Genomic DNA, 13,844 nt, shown 5'->3' with positions numbered 1-13,844 from the left:
TGAATTACGTGAGCAGCGACAATTCGGTCGCCCTGGTCGAGGCAGTGCGGAACAGTGGCATCGAAATGCAACTCCAGCTCCTCAGCACGCTCGTCCGGATGGACACGCTCACCTCCATCCCGGCCGGAGAAGAGGCCAAGCGCCTCAAGAGCGAGCTGGAGGAGGCGGTGCGGCTGCACATTTCGCCCCAGGACTTCTTCCTCAGCAATGTGCTCAGCAACGGTGCCGAGGTGTTCATCGACCGAGGTGATTTCAGGAAGCGGCTCCGCGAATTCTTCGAAAATCCCGACAAAACCGTACTGGTAGTGGACGGAGAGCCGGACAGTGGGCGCTCCTACAGCTACAAACTGATCCGACACATAGGCGAGCACTGCAATTTCCGCCCGGTGCGGGTGACGCTGAACCGGACCTCGACCGCCGAGCAGTTGGTCCAGCGGCTCACCGAGTCCGTCGCGGACCCGAACCCGGTCCCACGGACGCTCTCGAGCACGGCCCTCTCGCCCCTCTCGCCCCTCTCGCCATTGAATCCGACACAATTGAACGATCCACTACCGGAAATCGATGCGGCGGTGCACCGCGTCGTCAACCAGGCCACCACCGCGCGCGGGCAGTACTGGCTGGTGCTGGACGACTGCGACAAGCTCGACGTCAATTCCGACGTCTGGGACTGCATCGGCAAGCTGGCCCTGACCATCCACAAGCAGAGGCCGACGCCGCCGGACGTACCGCCGCGGCTGGTGCTGCTCGGGTACTCGCCGACGATGCGCCAGCTCCCGTACGAGATACGCAAGAACGAGGTCAGGGACACGGCCCGGATGTTCGGCCCGGAGGATCTGCACGAGTTCTTCCGGCAGTTCTTCACTGAGGCTTCGACTTCGACTCCCCCGGACGTCCAGCGGATCTCCGCCCTCGTGGAAACGGCCGTCCCCACCGTTCTCCAGGCCTGTGAGGCCTGCGGCCCTGACAGCTACATGCGCAAGATCTGCACGGCGGCAGCGGCGTCGGTCCGCCTCTACGGCACGCTCGGCCCCGGTCAGGACTTCGGCGCGCGCCTGAGCGAGCAACTGAGCGCCGCCGCGGCCTCCCCCGGCCCCGCAGACGTGTCGGACCTGCGCAAGGCCTACCGGGAAGCGGCGTCCCTGCTGAGCCGGTTCGACCCCGCACGGCTGAAGCTGCCCGGCGAGGCGGAGCCCTCCGCGGCGGCCGCGGTGGAGCTGCTGCGCGACTGCCGGGCCGTCGGCGCGCGCAACACCTTCAGCTGGGTACTCAAGGCGGAGGTCCGCGACACGGCGCTGGGCGGCTTCGCCGGTCCGGAAGAGGCCCGCCGCGCCCTGCGGGCCAACCTGGAGCAGATCCCGCCCGGCCGGTGTCCGGAACACATCGCACTGGCCTATCTCGACGGCACGCCCCCGAACCTCGCCCACCAGAGGCTGGACGAGCTGCCGCACACGCTGCAGGCGGTGTTGTGGCTCGCGCAGATCCCGGGCATCACCGGCATCCCCGAGAGCGCGGAGGTCCAGCAGCTACTCGACCGGGCACGACTGATGCAGCCCCTCGAACGCCTCGAACGCAGCTCCTTCCAGGGGCGCGCCGAGGAACTCGCCCGACTGCGCGCCTACATCGGACTGCCCACGGCGCTCCAGGACGAGTTCACCCGGGCGGTCGGCACCGGCACGAAGCGGCCGGTGCTGGTCCACGGTCTGAGCGGCGTCGGCAAGAGCACCCTGCTCGCGACGTTCCTCCGGGACAGCCTGCGCGACTTCCCCACCACGTTCCCCTTCGCGTACGTCGACTTCGCGAGGCCCACCCTCTCGGCCCACGAACCGGCCACCCTGATCGCGGAGATGGCCCGGCAGCTCAGCGTCCAGTACCCCGAGCACCACGCCGATTTCGACGCCCTGGCGCATGCGTGCGAGGAGACGGTCGGCCTCCACCGGGCCGAGGAGGGCACGGTCGAAGAGCTCTACGAGCTCGCCACCACCCGGGCGACGATGGCGCGGCTCTCCCAGTCGGGGGTGCACGCCCTGGCTTCGGCACGCGAGGGCATGCTGGCGGCGCAGCTCGCCACCCTCGTCGTCCAGGCAGTGGGGGTGCCCGCGGCGGAGCAGCCGCCCCTGGTTCTCGTGATCGACTCCTTCGAGGAGGCCCTGTACAGCGGTTCCCCGGAGCTCGGCCGCATGTGGGGTCTCTGGTCTGCGCTCCAGAAGGTGCACCCGCGGCTGCGGACCGTCGTCGCGGGGCGGCTGCTGAAGCAGCACCATCCGGCCCGAGTGGTGGAGCCCCTGACCATCGAGCTGAACGACCTCGGCCCGGAGGCCTCAGTGGCCCTCCTGGTCTCCTGCGGGGTGACCGACGAGCGTCTCGCCGAGAAGCTCGCCGACCGCGTGGGCGGGAATCCCCTGAGTCTGAAGCTGGCGGCGCGGGCAGCCGAGCAGGAGGGCGGCCGGGCCGAATCGCTGAACGAACTGATCGAGAGCCTTCCCCGGCGGCGCCGCCACTTGTACCGCAAGGTCGACCAGATGCTCATCCAGGGGACCCTCTACGAGCGGATCCTCAGGCGCATCGGGGACCCGGACGTCCGCGCCCTGGCACAGGCCGGAATGGCACTGCGGACCATCACCCCCGGACTGATCCGGGACGTCCTCGCCGGTCCGTGCGGACTGACGGTGGACTCCGACGTGGAGGCGGAGCGCCTCTTCGAGCTGTTCTCCGGGCTCGACCAGGTGGAATCCGCCGGCCCGGGGACCCTACGCCACCGGGCCGAGCTGCGGGCCATCATGCTGCGGCTGGCCGACCGCGCCCGTGCGGACGTGATGCGGGCAGTCGGGCAGCGCGCGGTGACGTACTACGCGGCACGCGAAGGCCTGGAGCCGCGAGCCGAGGAGATCTACCACCGGCTGCGGCTGAACGAGAGCCCGCGCGAGGTGGAGTTGCGCTGGCTGCCCGGTGTCGAGCAGTTCCTCGTCGGGGCCGACGAGGACATGGCGGGGCGGTCCGCCGCGTACCTGGCCGGGCGCTTCGGCGGCCACACCCCGGACGAGGTGATGGCGGAGGCGGACCAGGAGGACTGGGAGCGCATCGCCGCCCGCGAGGTCGAGGACCTCCTGTCGCAGGGGTACGCCGAGGCGGCCGCCGCCCGGATCGAGGGGCGGCGGCCGTGGACCTCGGGCAGCCCGTTGCACCCGCTGTGGGTCGAGACCCTGGACCGGCTGGGCCGTCGTGCCGAAGCCCGGGCGGCCGCCGACGCGGCCGTGGAGCGCGCCGATGAGGACGGCTTCCCCGCACTGCAGCTGGAGCTGCTCCTCGTCTCGGCGCGGCTGGCCGAGGCGGACGGCGACCTCGCGGAGGCCGACGACGACCTCGCCGAGGCCGAGGAGATCGCCACGGGCCTGGGCAAGGACTTCGAAGCGCTGGGCGCCCTGCTGACCCGTGCACAGCTGGCGTCCCGCACCGAGGAACACGATCAGGACGCCGGGAGCAGGCTCGCCGCACGACTGCAGCAGCTGCCCGACGCGGAGCTTGTCCGGCAACCCGCCCTGGTGCGTGCCGCGGTCGCCGAGGTCTCGCGCGACCACCCGCGGATCCTGGAGCACGCCCTGGACGTCGTGGGCCTGCCCGAGACCGAGGACGGGGTCCTGGAGATACTCGGCGAGGCGATCGCCCGGGTGGTGGCCGCGCGGCCCGAGCTGCGGGCCTCGCTGCTCCGGCTTCTGGAAGACTCCGCCGGCTCGCCCGACCCTTCTGCTGCCGTCCTCCGGTCCGCGACCGGGGCCACCCACCAGGGCGTGCCGGGCATGCTGCGTGAGGCGCGCCGACTCGGGACGCTCGACCGGCTCGCCGGGCGCCTCCTGACCCTCGACGACCGGAGCGGCGAGCTCGCCTCGGGCGTGGCGGCGGCAATGGGCGCCGGCGCCCCCGGCCCGGCCGTACCCACGGGCACGGGGCCGGTCGCCTCGGAGCCGGGCGAGGCGGACCCCTCAGCAGAGAGCCCAGCCGAAGGGAACGGCCACCGAGCGGCCTGATCGACCATGAGCGACACGTATCTCTCCCAGGACGACGTCGTACAGCTGCGGGACACGGCGGTGGAGGCAGGACTGACGGACCCGGCCCTGCGGAGTCTGCTGTTCGCGGGAATCCTCCCGAAGTACCGCGCCTCGCTGCCGCTCCTCGCGGCGCCCGGCCAACAGGTCCACTCGGACCTCAACGAGATGAACCGGGTGGAGCGGCTGATCGACGGCACCGTTCCGCTGGCCGTCTGGCTCCGCAACGCCGCCGACCAGCTCACCGAGGCGGCCGCCCGCGACGTGATCCTCAAGGCACTGGACCGGGTGGCGCGCGACGCGGCCGGCGAGCCCGACGTGGCACCCGATGTCCCCACCGGGGAAACCAAGGAAGAGATCATCTTCCGGGACGACACGGTGCCCTTCGGCTTCCTGAGCGGCGGAGAGCAGGCGGGCTCCTCGGTCGCCCGCATCAAGGTGCTGCCGTACCAGGGGGGCGCCCTGCTCCAGCCGGTGGCACTGCCCCACAGCGGCACGGGCTGGCTCATCGCCCCCGGCCTCCTCGTCACCAACCACCACGTGGTCAACGCCCGCAAGCGCACCGACGGCCTGCAGCAGGTGGCGGACCCGTCGGACCTCCAGCTCCAGGCCCAGGGGTCGCGCTCCCGGTTCGACTACCTGAGCGAGGACGACACGCACGGCGAGGAGGCACAGGCGAGCGAACTCGTGGCCTGGGACGAGGAGCTCGACTACGCCGTGCTGCGCCTGACCGGCGCCCCGCCCGACACTTTCCTCCGCATCGCCACCGCGCCGCTGGCGGTGGCCAAGGACACGCCGGTGGCACTCAACATCATTCAGCACCCGGGTGGGGAGCCGAAGCGGATCGCGCTGCGCAACAACCTCGCCTTCGAGGCGGACGACACGGACGTGCGCTACTTCACCGACACCCGGGGCGGCTCCTCCGGCTCCCCCGTGCTGACCGACGACTGGACGGTGGTGGCCCTGCACCGCGGCACGCGGCGCGTCACGGACGTCAGTTTCCAGGGCAAGAGCACGGCCTTCGTGAACGTCGGCACGCAACTGAGTGCCATCATGCGGCACCTGCGGGAGCACAACCCGCAGATCCACGACGAGATCGCTGCGGCCCAGTCGCGCTGACACGACGGGCACGATCACAGGAGGTGTGAGATGCGCGGTGGATCACCGGTGGCGACCGGGCCCGAGCAGGTCTTCCGAGAGGATCTGCTGGAGGTGGCCGCACGCGTACGCAAGGGGCTGGACGCCGAAATCCTCGAGTCCGCCGAGGAGCTGCCCCGGGAGAAGGCGGCGGCCGCGCAGATCGGCCGTGCCGCCCGGGACGAGCGGGCCAGGGTGCTGGAAGCCGGGGTGCGCGGGCTGGAGAAACTGGCGGCGGGCCGCCGGGACGACGTCGACGCGGACGAGTCCTTCGGGGTGGAGGCGATCGTCCTGCTCGAAGGCCGCCCGGCGATCCTGGTCCAGGGCCAGGACTTCGCCTCGCAGCTGGGCGACTGGGCTCTGTTGGACGGGCAGCGGCCGGGCATCCGGGCGTCGATCGAGCGGGTCGGCAGGGTGGAGGTCTCCGGCCACGCGGAACTGGACTGGCTGGGTACGGGCTTCCTGGTCTCGCCGTTCGCCGTGATGACCAACCGCCATGTCGCGGCCGAGTTCAGCCGTGCGGACGGCGAGGGCGGGTTCACCTTCCGCCAGGGCATGGGTGCGCGCATCGACACCGCCGAGGAACTCGGCGCGCCCGCCACCGACGGGTCGTTCGAGTTCAAGGTCACGGAGGTCATCGGCATCCACCGGGACGTCGACATGGCGCTGCTCCGGGTGTCCCCGGCAGCGGGCGGTGGCGGGCCGCTGCCGACGCCGCTACCGGTCGCTGCCGACGCTCCGCCGGACCTGGAAGGCCGGCCCGTGTACGTGGTCGGCTACCCGGCGGCGGACGGACGCCGCAACGAACCGGAGGCCATGAGCCGCATCTTCATGGACATCTACAACGTGAAGCGGCTCCAGCCCGGCATGGTCACGGCGCTGGTCCCGGACGGGCCCGGGTTCACCATGACGCACGACTGCTCCACCCTCGGCGGCAACAGCGGCTCCCCCGTCTTCGACCTGGCCGACCACCGGGTGCTCGGCCTCCACTTCGGCGGACGGTTCAGGTCGGGCAATTTCGCCGTGCCACTGTTCCAGCTGACGGACGATCCGCTGCTGGAGCGGGCGGAAGTCAACTGGGTGTAGGGAGGCTCCGCAGTTGAGCGCGCACACGGTCGCTCCCCGGACGGAACGGACCGCCTGGGGGACGTCGCACACTTTCCGCGCGTTGATGAATGGCCAAACCGTCCACCTTCTCATTCATGAGGTGCCCTATGAGCAGGACCTCGCGACTCAACTGCATCATCCCCCCGTACCTCCTCAGGAGACTCCTGGAAAGCGAACAGAGCGAGGTGCGCCAGGCCGCCCTGGACACCATGTTGACCACTGCTCGCCTGCGGGGTCAGCGAGAGGTCCGGGCGTCCTTCGCCGGCGCGTCCGCCCCCGGTAACGGCCGGCGCACCGTCTTCGACTGCGAGGAGAAGAGCTTCCTCCCGACCGCCGTCCTGGCCAGGTCGGAAGACGGACCGGAGTCCGTGGACGAGTCAACCAACCGGGCATTCGACGGACTCGGTCTGACGCGCGATTTCTTCAAGGAGGTGTTCCAGCGTGATTCGATCGACGGCCGGGGGATGCGCCTGGAAGGGTTCGTTCACTTCGGCGTGAAGTTCAACAACGCGTTCTGGGACGGGCGGCAAATGGTCTTCGGCGACGGGGACGGAAAGGTGCTCGGCAACCTCACCGGATCCCTCGACGTGATCGCCCACGAGCTGGCGCACGGAGTCACGGAGCACACCGCTGGATTCGAGTACCACAACCAGTCGGGTGCCCTGAACGAGTCGGTTTCGGACGTCTTCGGGTCGCTGGTCAAGCAGTGGTCGCTGAAGCAGGCGGCCGACGAGGCGGACTGGCTGATCGGCGCCGACGTGTGGACACCCGGAATCGATGCCGACGCCCTGCGATCGATGAAGGCCCCGGGGCACGCGTACAACAATCCGCTGTTCGGAAGGGACCCCCAGCCCGACCGTATGAGCAAATTCATCCACCTCCCCGACACCGAGGAAGGGGACAACGGCGGCGTGCACATCAACTCCGGCATTCCGAACAAGGCGTTCTTCCTGACAGCCGTAGGCATCGGCGGATTCGCATGGGAGGCTGCTGGGCCCATCTGGTACGAATCGCTCAAAGTGTCCGGAGCCGAGGCCCAGTTCCAGGATTTCGCCCACACCACCTTCCAGAAGGCCGGGGAACTGTTCGGCGTCGGCAGCGCCGAACAATCGGCCGTGCTGGCGGCGTGGCAGGAGGTGGAAATCTCCATCAAGGGCGTCCCGACCGGGGCCGCCCGAGCGCGGAGCCGCGCGGCCAACGGGAACGGCGGCTTGGGCCGGCAGGACGGCCTGGCAGCCCTGACCAGGCAAATCGGGGAACTGAGTGCCAAGGTGACGGCACTGGCCAAGGACGTGAACGCGCTGAAGGCAACCAAGTGAGGACGGGTCTGAGGGGATCGGCGCGGGCCCTGTGGTGGTCGGGCACTGCTGAGTGGGGTTGATTGTGGCCACACCCGACGTCCCCGCAGACCCCTGGAAGTGGTGCGGTCAGAGCCATCCTCAGCGGCGCTCAACACCCGGGACGGCCGCCCTGCCCATCGTCAGCGCCAGCCTGCGCACCCCGGCCCAGTTCATCGGCACCCCGGCCCCGACGCCGGGCCGGTGCCGGGGTACCAGGACCCGCAGGACACCCGGTTCCACGCGGCAGTGCACCGGTGCGGGCATGGTCACCGACTCGCCGTCCACTCCGACCCGCACGAGCGGACCATCCGAGTCGACGACGACCTCCCGGGCCGTCAGCGACGTCAAGCCGCCGGAGCCCTCATGGCGCAGGATGCCAGCCGCCTGAGCGGCGTTGTTCACCTTCACGCTCAGGACGCCGAGGGTTCCGGTGTCCAGCCGGATCCGCCGCCCCAGTCCCGCCGGGTCACCGCGGCCGTAGGGATTGTTGCTCACCAGCACGGCCTGCGGCTCCTTGACGGTCGTGCCGTCGGCGCTCACGCTCAGTCTCGGGCCGCCGCGGCGCGCCAGTAGGTCGGGCAGCAGCGCCAGGATCGTACGGATCTTGTCGTCGCGGTATGCCGGGCTCTGGACCACTTCGGCGTACGCGCCGAAGGACGCGTTGTTCACGAAGGGACGCCCCTCGATCCGGCCGAGGTCCACCCGCACCTCCACCCCGTCGGTCAGTGCGTCCAGGCAAGCCGCCGGGTCTCCCCGGTCCAGTCCGAGGTCCAGGGCGAAGTGATTGCGGGTGCCCGCACTGACGACCAGGAACGGTACGTCCCGCTCCACCGCCACGCCCGCGACCAGTGCCTGGGTGCCGTCGCCGCCCGCCACGCCCACGAGGTCGGCGCCCCGGTCCACCGCCCGGCGGGCGAGCTCGGCTACGTCCTGGGGGTGGTCGGGGTCCAGGAGCACGACCTCGGCGCCCAGCGCCTCGGCCTTCTCCTGCAGGCGGAAGGCTCCGACCTTCCCGCCGCCGGAGCGCGGATTCATGATGATGAACGGCCGCTTCGGCGGCACGACCGGATGCTCGGGCATCCGGGTCCGGCCCTCCTCGGCGAGCGCGGATCGCCCCGTCGCCACTGCCAGGGCCCACAGGAGCAGCGTGCAGAGCACCACCCAGAGCAGTCCGACGCGCGCATACCAGACGATCACGGCCGCGGGTACCGCCACGCACAGCAGCGCCGCCAGCCACCTGACGGGGCCGCGATGGGCCAGTACCATCCACACGGCGGCAGCCGTCACGGCCACTCCGGCCAGCCCCACGACCACCAGGACGACGCTGCGGAAGCCGGCGAACACCAGCATGACGATCAGCGCCGCCGCGCCGGACAGCAATGCCACACGCGCCTTGGCATGCGTGCTCACGTGGTTGGCCTCCGCTTCGCCACAGGTCGTAGCCGGACTTTCAGGAGTTGAGGATGCGGTCCTTCTGCACCGCCAGCTCCGCTTCGGTGAGCACGCCCTGCTCCTTGAGGGCTGCAAGCTCCTTCAGCTGGGCGATCTTGTCGTCCATGCTGGGCGCGGCGGAGGCCGCCGGGGCGGTCGGCTCCGGCTGTGCCTGCGGCGGGGCCGCCGCCGCAGCGTCGTTCTGCTGGGCCCAGCGGCCGGCCTGACGGCGTGAGACACGATTCGAGACGGCCGTGGCCGTCCCTGCGATGGCGGCGGTTCGCACGACGCCGCGCAGTAGTCCGGGCATGGTTTCCTGCCTCAGTTTCGGTGCTTCTCTTCGTGGTGTGTGCTTCCCTGCGATGTTTGCCGTGGTGCCTTTCAGGCCGCGGCGTCATCGAGCGCGTCCAGCACCTCGATCAGGTCCTGCGTCGGCACCCGGCCGCTCGCGACCATCCGCGCGTCGGCACGGCGCAGGGCAGCGGCCAAGGGCGCCGCCCACAAGTTCTCGTAGAGGAGGACGGCCGCGGAATCCCCCGGCGCGAGCAGCGAGCCGGCTTCGGCGAGGTCGTCCTCGCCGAGCAGACCCGAGGAGACTCCTTCGAAGAAGGTGAGGTCGAGGTTGCCGTCTCCCGTCACGTCCGCGAGGGCTAGACCCCGCACCGACCCGTCTTCCTGCTTGGTCAGGAAGGTCAGGTCGAGGATGCGGATGATGCCGCGGTCCACAAGATCGACGAGCAGCGGCATCCCTTCACCGGTCAGGCGGCTGCCCGGGAATTCCACGACGAGGTAGTCGATGGGACCCGTCTCTTCGAGCCCGTTGTCTCTGGTCACGTCAGTCCTCCCGTGGTGCGAATCCGTCACTCATGCGCGACTCGCGGCAGAACGCCGCGGCTTGGCCGCCGTCGTGGCCTTCCTGGTCCGCGCGGGGCGCGCCGGGGCTTTGGCAGCCGGTTCCGGTTCCTCCGCGGCCCTTCGCGCGGGGCGGGCAACCGTGCGGCGTCGGCCGGTGGTCCACTTCAGCTCGATCTCCAGCTCGATCTCGTCGCCGTCCACCTCGATCTCCACTTCGCTGTGGAGCTCGTCGGGGACGCGCAGGCTGAGCACGCCCGAACCAAGCTGCACCTCCGTCTTCCCACCCTCTCGGAGTGCCTGGGCGAGCGCCGCGAGCTGGTCGGCGGCCTCGACGCGCGACAACGAGCCCTTCTGCTCGAACTTGAGGTCCGTCATGGGTTTCTCCAGGGCATTGGAACGCATCTGACCAAACGGACCAGATACAAACCATGCTCCCCGCCGCGCCGTGATCCCGCGCGGCCGGCCGTGCTGTCGGGTGACCTCCCCCGCGCACAGCCGGACGCAATTCACCCGAATGGACGCGCCCGGGTGTCTGCCCGCCGGGCCCAGGGGGACGCTGGGCCACACAGCCCGACTGCACCGCTCGGGCTGACGAAGGGAGCTCCTCGTGACACAGACATCCCCCACCCCTCCTGCCGGTGCGCCCCGCGACAACAGGGCGCACGACGACCGCTACGGCTGGGCAGCGGGGGGAACCATGTTCGCCGGTGTCCTGCTCCTGGTGGACGGCGTCCTCGGCGTGATCAAGGGCATCGCCGGCATCGCTGAGGACGACGTGTACGCGCGCCTGGGCAAATACGTCTTCGAGTTCGACGTGACTACCTGGGGCTGGATCCATCTGATCCTCGGCGTCATCCTCATCGCCGTGGGCATCGGACTCCTCACGGGCGCCGCCATGTGGGCGCGGGCCCTCGGCGTGGCAGTGGCAGGGTTCAGCATCATCGTGAACTTCATGTGGCTGCCCTACACACCGGTGTGGGCCATCATCTCGATCGCCATCGCCATCTTCGTGATCTGGGCCCTGTGCTCTAACGGCAGCCGCTCGCGATCCACCGCCTAACCGATCGGGGCCGTGCGCCCGGTCGCACGGCTTCGGCTCCCCGACCTCCGTGAGACGGGAAGGGTCACGTGCCCCACTGCCTGCTGCCCGGTCTGGTGCGGACGGTCGTGGCGACCGGCCTCGTGGTCGCCCCCAGCCGAGGTGTCAGCCGGTGACTTCACACGGCAGGGCAGCCCCATTGGCTCCCTGTCCGGAAACCTCGGGCCACCCACGGAGGTGGCCCGCAGCCCGGTGCCGGCCAGCGCGAGAGCCCAGATCCTGGTGTTCGCCGTTCCCGTGATCACCCTCGGCCCCCTGCTCGCCTCGCTGGCTGCTCCATCCTTGGGCGAGCGGGCTTTGCCAGCCCTGCCCTGCGAGAACCGTGCTCCGACCGCGCCCACCCGGCGCGGTCGGCTCAATGAGCGGCGGCCGCAAGGAGCTGGACTGGGTTGGCAGGAGTTGCGGCCCAGCGCATGGTCGTACGCCCGGAGAACCGTCCTTGCATCCCGGGCAGCCGATCAGGCGTCCACGACGGACATGCCACGGAGGGTGACCGCCCGTACCCCGACGTGGCGGTGGTTGGATCTGGGCACTGGCCGTGGTCAGGACGACTCCGGCGACCAGGTGCTTGGGCAACCACTCGCGCCGGTAGGAAGAGACCGCACGGATCTCGGGCACAGCCTGCACCCGGGAGAGCAGCTTGCTGTTGATGTGCTGTCCGATCTCCGCGGACCGCCGAGGCATCAGGTGCCTCTGGCCCCGGCCTGACCGGGAGCAGTGCGGCAGGCGGCACTGAGCGCCTTCCGGGACCGGCGTTCGACCAGGATCGGTATGTAGGCCCTGATCCTGGCCTGGCGGAACGACTCGTACGCGACCCGGACCGTCGCCTCGACGACGACTGCGTCGACCGAGGGGTAGGCAGCCCTCAGGCGCGCCACCATGCTCCGGATGGATTCGAGTTCGTCCTGTGGGCCGGGCGCCGGGAGGTTCGGCGGTCCTGCGGGATCGGCGCGGTCCACCAACCTGGGATGGCCGCTCAAGCCCTCGACGGGATGGCACACATCGGTTCGAGGAGCCTGCCCTTCGATCGTCACTGGCTGCCCTGATTCCATGTCCTACGACCTCCAGACACCACGGAACCGGACCTCCCGCCACAGCCGCGAAAGGGGCCCCCGCTCTCATTGTGTGACCGCCTGGGCTAGATCGCTCCCTGACGGCTTGCGTGGGGTCGGGTCGGCAGTATCGGTACGGAGAGAATCCTTGGTGGTGCTGCCACGACCTGACCGCGCGTGCACCGTGTCCGTCTACCGGAGGCGTACGCTGCCCGGTTCGATGATCTCTTCCGCCCACCCGCACAGCGGCGCGGATTTCGGGAGTGCCTGACGGGTCTGCTGCTGCCGCGTGACCGAAACAAGACGCTCACCGCACTGGCCGGAGCGGAGCCTGCTGTCTGCACCCGGCACCGGCGGTGCAGCGGCTTCGGTTTCCCTGTCGGAGTCCACCCGGAAGTTCGGGCAAGTCAAGGCCCGCCGGCTTGACCACGACGAGTTCCGGCACACCCTGCACGAGGCGGGCCTGCCGTTGGTCATGGCCCTCAAACCCCGCCGCGACACCTGGGCACGTGAGACGGACGCACCCTCCATCGACGCCGCACATGCCCTGTCCTGGACAGATCGCGACCGCCCCGGCCCACTCCACCCCGCACCACGACAGCCCCCACCAGCGTGCCGGCCTGGCCGGACTCGTCCGCCTCTACGGCCACGCAGCCGCCGTCCGACGACATGAGCAGCCGGATCGCCAGTCCGAGGACGAGGCAGGTGACCACGATCGCCGGGTCCTTGTGGCGTTCGAGCCATGCGCGCAAGTTGGTCAACGCGAGCTGGGCCTTCTCGGGCGCGCATGTGCAGCTCCATGGCCAGCAGGCTGGAGGTCGCCAGCAGGCAGAACGCCGCCAAGGCCAGATAGGACGTCGCGTGGGAGCCAACCCCTTCCGCACCCCCCGAGGTGCGGAGACGACCAGCACGAAAGTTCATCGCCCTCCAGGCCGTCGGGAGAGGTCTCCGGGTCGTAGCGGTAGACGAGGCTGTCGGAGACGAGTTCGGCATCCATGGCGTCCAGAGTGGAGAGCCAGCGCGGATCCTTGGGCGCGATGAAGCCGACGAGGGGCATCAGCAGCAGGGAGGCGTCCAGGACGGAGCTGCCGTACTGCTGGACGAGGGTGTAGACGGCTTCCCCGTAGATGTCCAACTGCAGTTGGTCGGCAGCCCGTTGCCCGCACGCATGGGAGCGGAGCCGCGCCACCCTTCCAGGTGGTCGAGGATCTCTTCGGTCAGGTGCGGGTCACCGTCGACGCGGTACATGATCTGCAGGGGTTCGCCATCGGGGGCTCCGCCGGCATGCAGCCGCTGCTGCAACCAGCTACGGAAGCCGTCGGCCTCGTCGGTGAAGCCGAGGTCGCGCATGGCGCGTACCGAAAGGGAGGCGTCGCGCACCCGGATGTATCGGTAGTCCCAGTTGCGCTCCCCGCCCTCTTGCTCGGGCAGGCCCATGGTGGCAGCGGCGACCGGCCCGCCGGTTGGCGCGTACGTGAGGAGCTTGAGGGTGGTGGCGGAGCGGTCGACCATCTGCTGCCAGCGGCCACGGTAGCTGCAGCGGCCGGTCCAGCCGTGCCCGAAACGGCGCACGTCCAGCGGGTGATGAGGCTGACGGTGTCGGCCAGGTAGGGCTGGCGAGTGACCACCTCGGCCTCGTGTGCCAGCCCCTCCTCGTCAAGGCCAGGCGGCTTGTCCGCCGTGATGGCGAAGTATCCACCGCGGTCGTGGTCCAGCAGACCCGCGAAGATACCGGGTGAATCGAAACGCGGCGAGCAGAACCAGTTGAGCACCCCCTCGGATG

The 13,844-nt window shown here is 70.0% G+C and carries 12 protein-coding genes and 1 pseudogene; 5 read left to right on the top strand and 8 right to left on the bottom strand.

Features of this window, described 5'->3' with window-relative positions; all coding sequences use genetic code 11:
- Positions 1-8: 8 nt before the first annotated feature.
- The 4 genes from OOK31_RS15695 (at position 9) to OOK31_RS15680 (ending at position 7,603) form a co-directional block, all read left to right on the top strand.
- Complete coding sequence (locus tag OOK31_RS15695; RefSeq protein WP_267013137.1) at positions 9-4,022, top strand: ATP-binding protein; 4,014 nt, start codon at positions 9-11, stop codon at positions 4,020-4,022.
- 6 nt (positions 4,023-4,028) lie between these two features.
- Positions 4,029-5,159 carry a trypsin-like peptidase domain-containing protein gene (locus tag OOK31_RS15690; protein ID WP_267013136.1) on the top strand — a complete coding sequence of 377 codons (1,131 nt, stop codon included), beginning with the start codon at positions 4,029-4,031 and terminating at the stop codon, positions 5,157-5,159.
- A 30-nt stretch (positions 5,160-5,189) separates the two neighbouring features.
- A complete protein-coding gene (locus OOK31_RS15685) occupies positions 5,190-6,263 on the top strand; it encodes a serine protease (RefSeq protein ID WP_267013135.1) in 1,074 nt (357 codons plus the stop codon).
- A 128-nt stretch (positions 6,264-6,391) separates the two neighbouring features.
- The gene (locus OOK31_RS15680) at positions 6,392-7,603 is read left to right on the top strand and encodes a M4 family metallopeptidase (RefSeq protein WP_267013134.1); all 1,212 of its coding nucleotides are present in this window, start codon (positions 6,392-6,394) and stop codon (positions 7,601-7,603) included.
- Between the two features lie 120 nt (positions 7,604-7,723).
- Here OOK31_RS15680 and OOK31_RS15675 read toward each other — a convergent pair whose 3' ends face one another.
- The 4 genes from OOK31_RS15675 to OOK31_RS15660 form a co-directional block, all read right to left on the bottom strand.
- Positions 7,724-8,974 (bottom strand): diacylglycerol kinase family protein, encoded by a 1,251-nt coding sequence (locus OOK31_RS15675; protein ID WP_267088295.1) that lies wholly within the window; start codon positions 8,972-8,974, stop codon positions 7,724-7,726.
- 100 nt (positions 8,975-9,074) lie between these two features.
- On the bottom strand, positions 9,075-9,365 hold the full coding sequence (locus tag OOK31_RS15670) for an SHOCT domain-containing protein (RefSeq protein WP_267013133.1): 291 nt from the start codon (positions 9,363-9,365) through the stop codon (positions 9,075-9,077).
- Between the two features lie 71 nt (positions 9,366-9,436).
- A complete protein-coding gene (locus tag OOK31_RS15665; RefSeq protein ID WP_267013132.1) occupies positions 9,437-9,889 on the bottom strand; it encodes a DUF6325 family protein in 453 nt (150 codons plus the stop codon).
- 30 nt (positions 9,890-9,919) lie between these two features.
- Positions 9,920-10,285: an amphi-Trp domain-containing protein gene (locus OOK31_RS15660; RefSeq protein WP_267013131.1), complete on the bottom strand. Its 366-nt coding sequence runs from the start codon at positions 10,283-10,285 to the stop codon at positions 9,920-9,922.
- 232 nt (positions 10,286-10,517) lie between these two features.
- Between OOK31_RS15660 and OOK31_RS15655 the strand changes: the two genes are divergently transcribed.
- Positions 10,518-10,970, top strand: a complete 453-nt coding sequence (locus OOK31_RS15655; protein WP_267013130.1) for a hypothetical protein — start codon at positions 10,518-10,520, stop codon at positions 10,968-10,970.
- A gap of 722 nt (positions 10,971-11,692) precedes the next feature.
- Here OOK31_RS15655 and OOK31_RS15650 read toward each other — a convergent pair.
- The 4 genes and pseudogenes from OOK31_RS15650 to OOK31_RS15640 all read right to left on the bottom strand — a co-directional run.
- The gene (locus OOK31_RS15650) at positions 11,693-12,043 is read right to left on the bottom strand and encodes a three-helix bundle dimerization domain-containing protein (RefSeq protein ID WP_267013129.1); all 351 of its coding nucleotides are present in this window, start codon (positions 12,041-12,043) and stop codon (positions 11,693-11,695) included.
- A gap of 775 nt (positions 12,044-12,818) precedes the next feature.
- On the bottom strand, positions 12,819-13,118 hold the full coding sequence (locus tag OOK31_RS39390; RefSeq protein ID WP_323188217.1) for a hypothetical protein: 300 nt from the start codon (positions 13,116-13,118) through the stop codon (positions 12,819-12,821).
- Positions 13,118-13,633 (bottom strand): glycoside hydrolase family 15 protein, encoded by a 516-nt coding sequence (locus OOK31_RS15645; protein ID WP_267013128.1) that lies wholly within the window; start codon positions 13,631-13,633, stop codon positions 13,118-13,120. Before OOK31_RS15645 ends, OOK31_RS39390 begins: the two co-directional genes overlap by 1 nt.
- Positions 13,634-13,692: 59 nt before the next feature.
- Positions 13,693-13,833: pseudogene (locus OOK31_RS15640) on the bottom strand (trehalase-like domain-containing protein); the annotation flags it as partial.
- Positions 13,834-13,844 lie beyond the last annotated feature (11 nt).

The organism is Streptomyces sp. NBC_00249 (genome assembly GCF_026342355.1).
Lineage (GTDB): Bacteria > Actinomycetota > Actinomycetes > Streptomycetales > Streptomycetaceae > Streptomyces.
Note: the sequence above shows the minus strand (reverse complement) of the source record. Positions and strands in the feature narration are given on the sequence as shown.

What these genes read in the sequence shown, in the direction of transcription:
- OOK31_RS15675 (WP_267088295.1), bottom strand. Translation starts at nt 8,974, where the DNA reads ATGCTGGTGTTCGCCGGCTTCCGCAGCGTCGTCCTGGTGGTCGTGGGG.
- OOK31_RS15690 (WP_267013136.1), top strand. Translation starts at nt 4,029, where the DNA reads ATGAGCGACACGTATCTCTCCCAGGACGACGTCGTACAGCTGCGGGAC.
- OOK31_RS15670 (WP_267013133.1), bottom strand. Translation starts at nt 9,365, where the DNA reads ATGCCCGGACTACTGCGCGGCGTCGTGCGAACCGCCGCCATCGCAGGG.
- OOK31_RS39390 (WP_323188217.1), bottom strand. Translation starts at nt 13,118, where the DNA reads ATGCCCCTCGTCGGCTTCATCGCGCCCAAGGATCCGCGCTGGCTCTCC.
- OOK31_RS15685 (WP_267013135.1), top strand. Translation starts at nt 5,190, where the DNA reads ATGCGCGGTGGATCACCGGTGGCGACCGGGCCCGAGCAGGTCTTCCGA.
- OOK31_RS15660 (WP_267013131.1), bottom strand. Translation starts at nt 10,285, where the DNA reads ATGACGGACCTCAAGTTCGAGCAGAAGGGCTCGTTGTCGCGCGTCGAG.
- OOK31_RS15680 (WP_267013134.1), top strand. Translation starts at nt 6,392, where the DNA reads ATGAGCAGGACCTCGCGACTCAACTGCATCATCCCCCCGTACCTCCTC.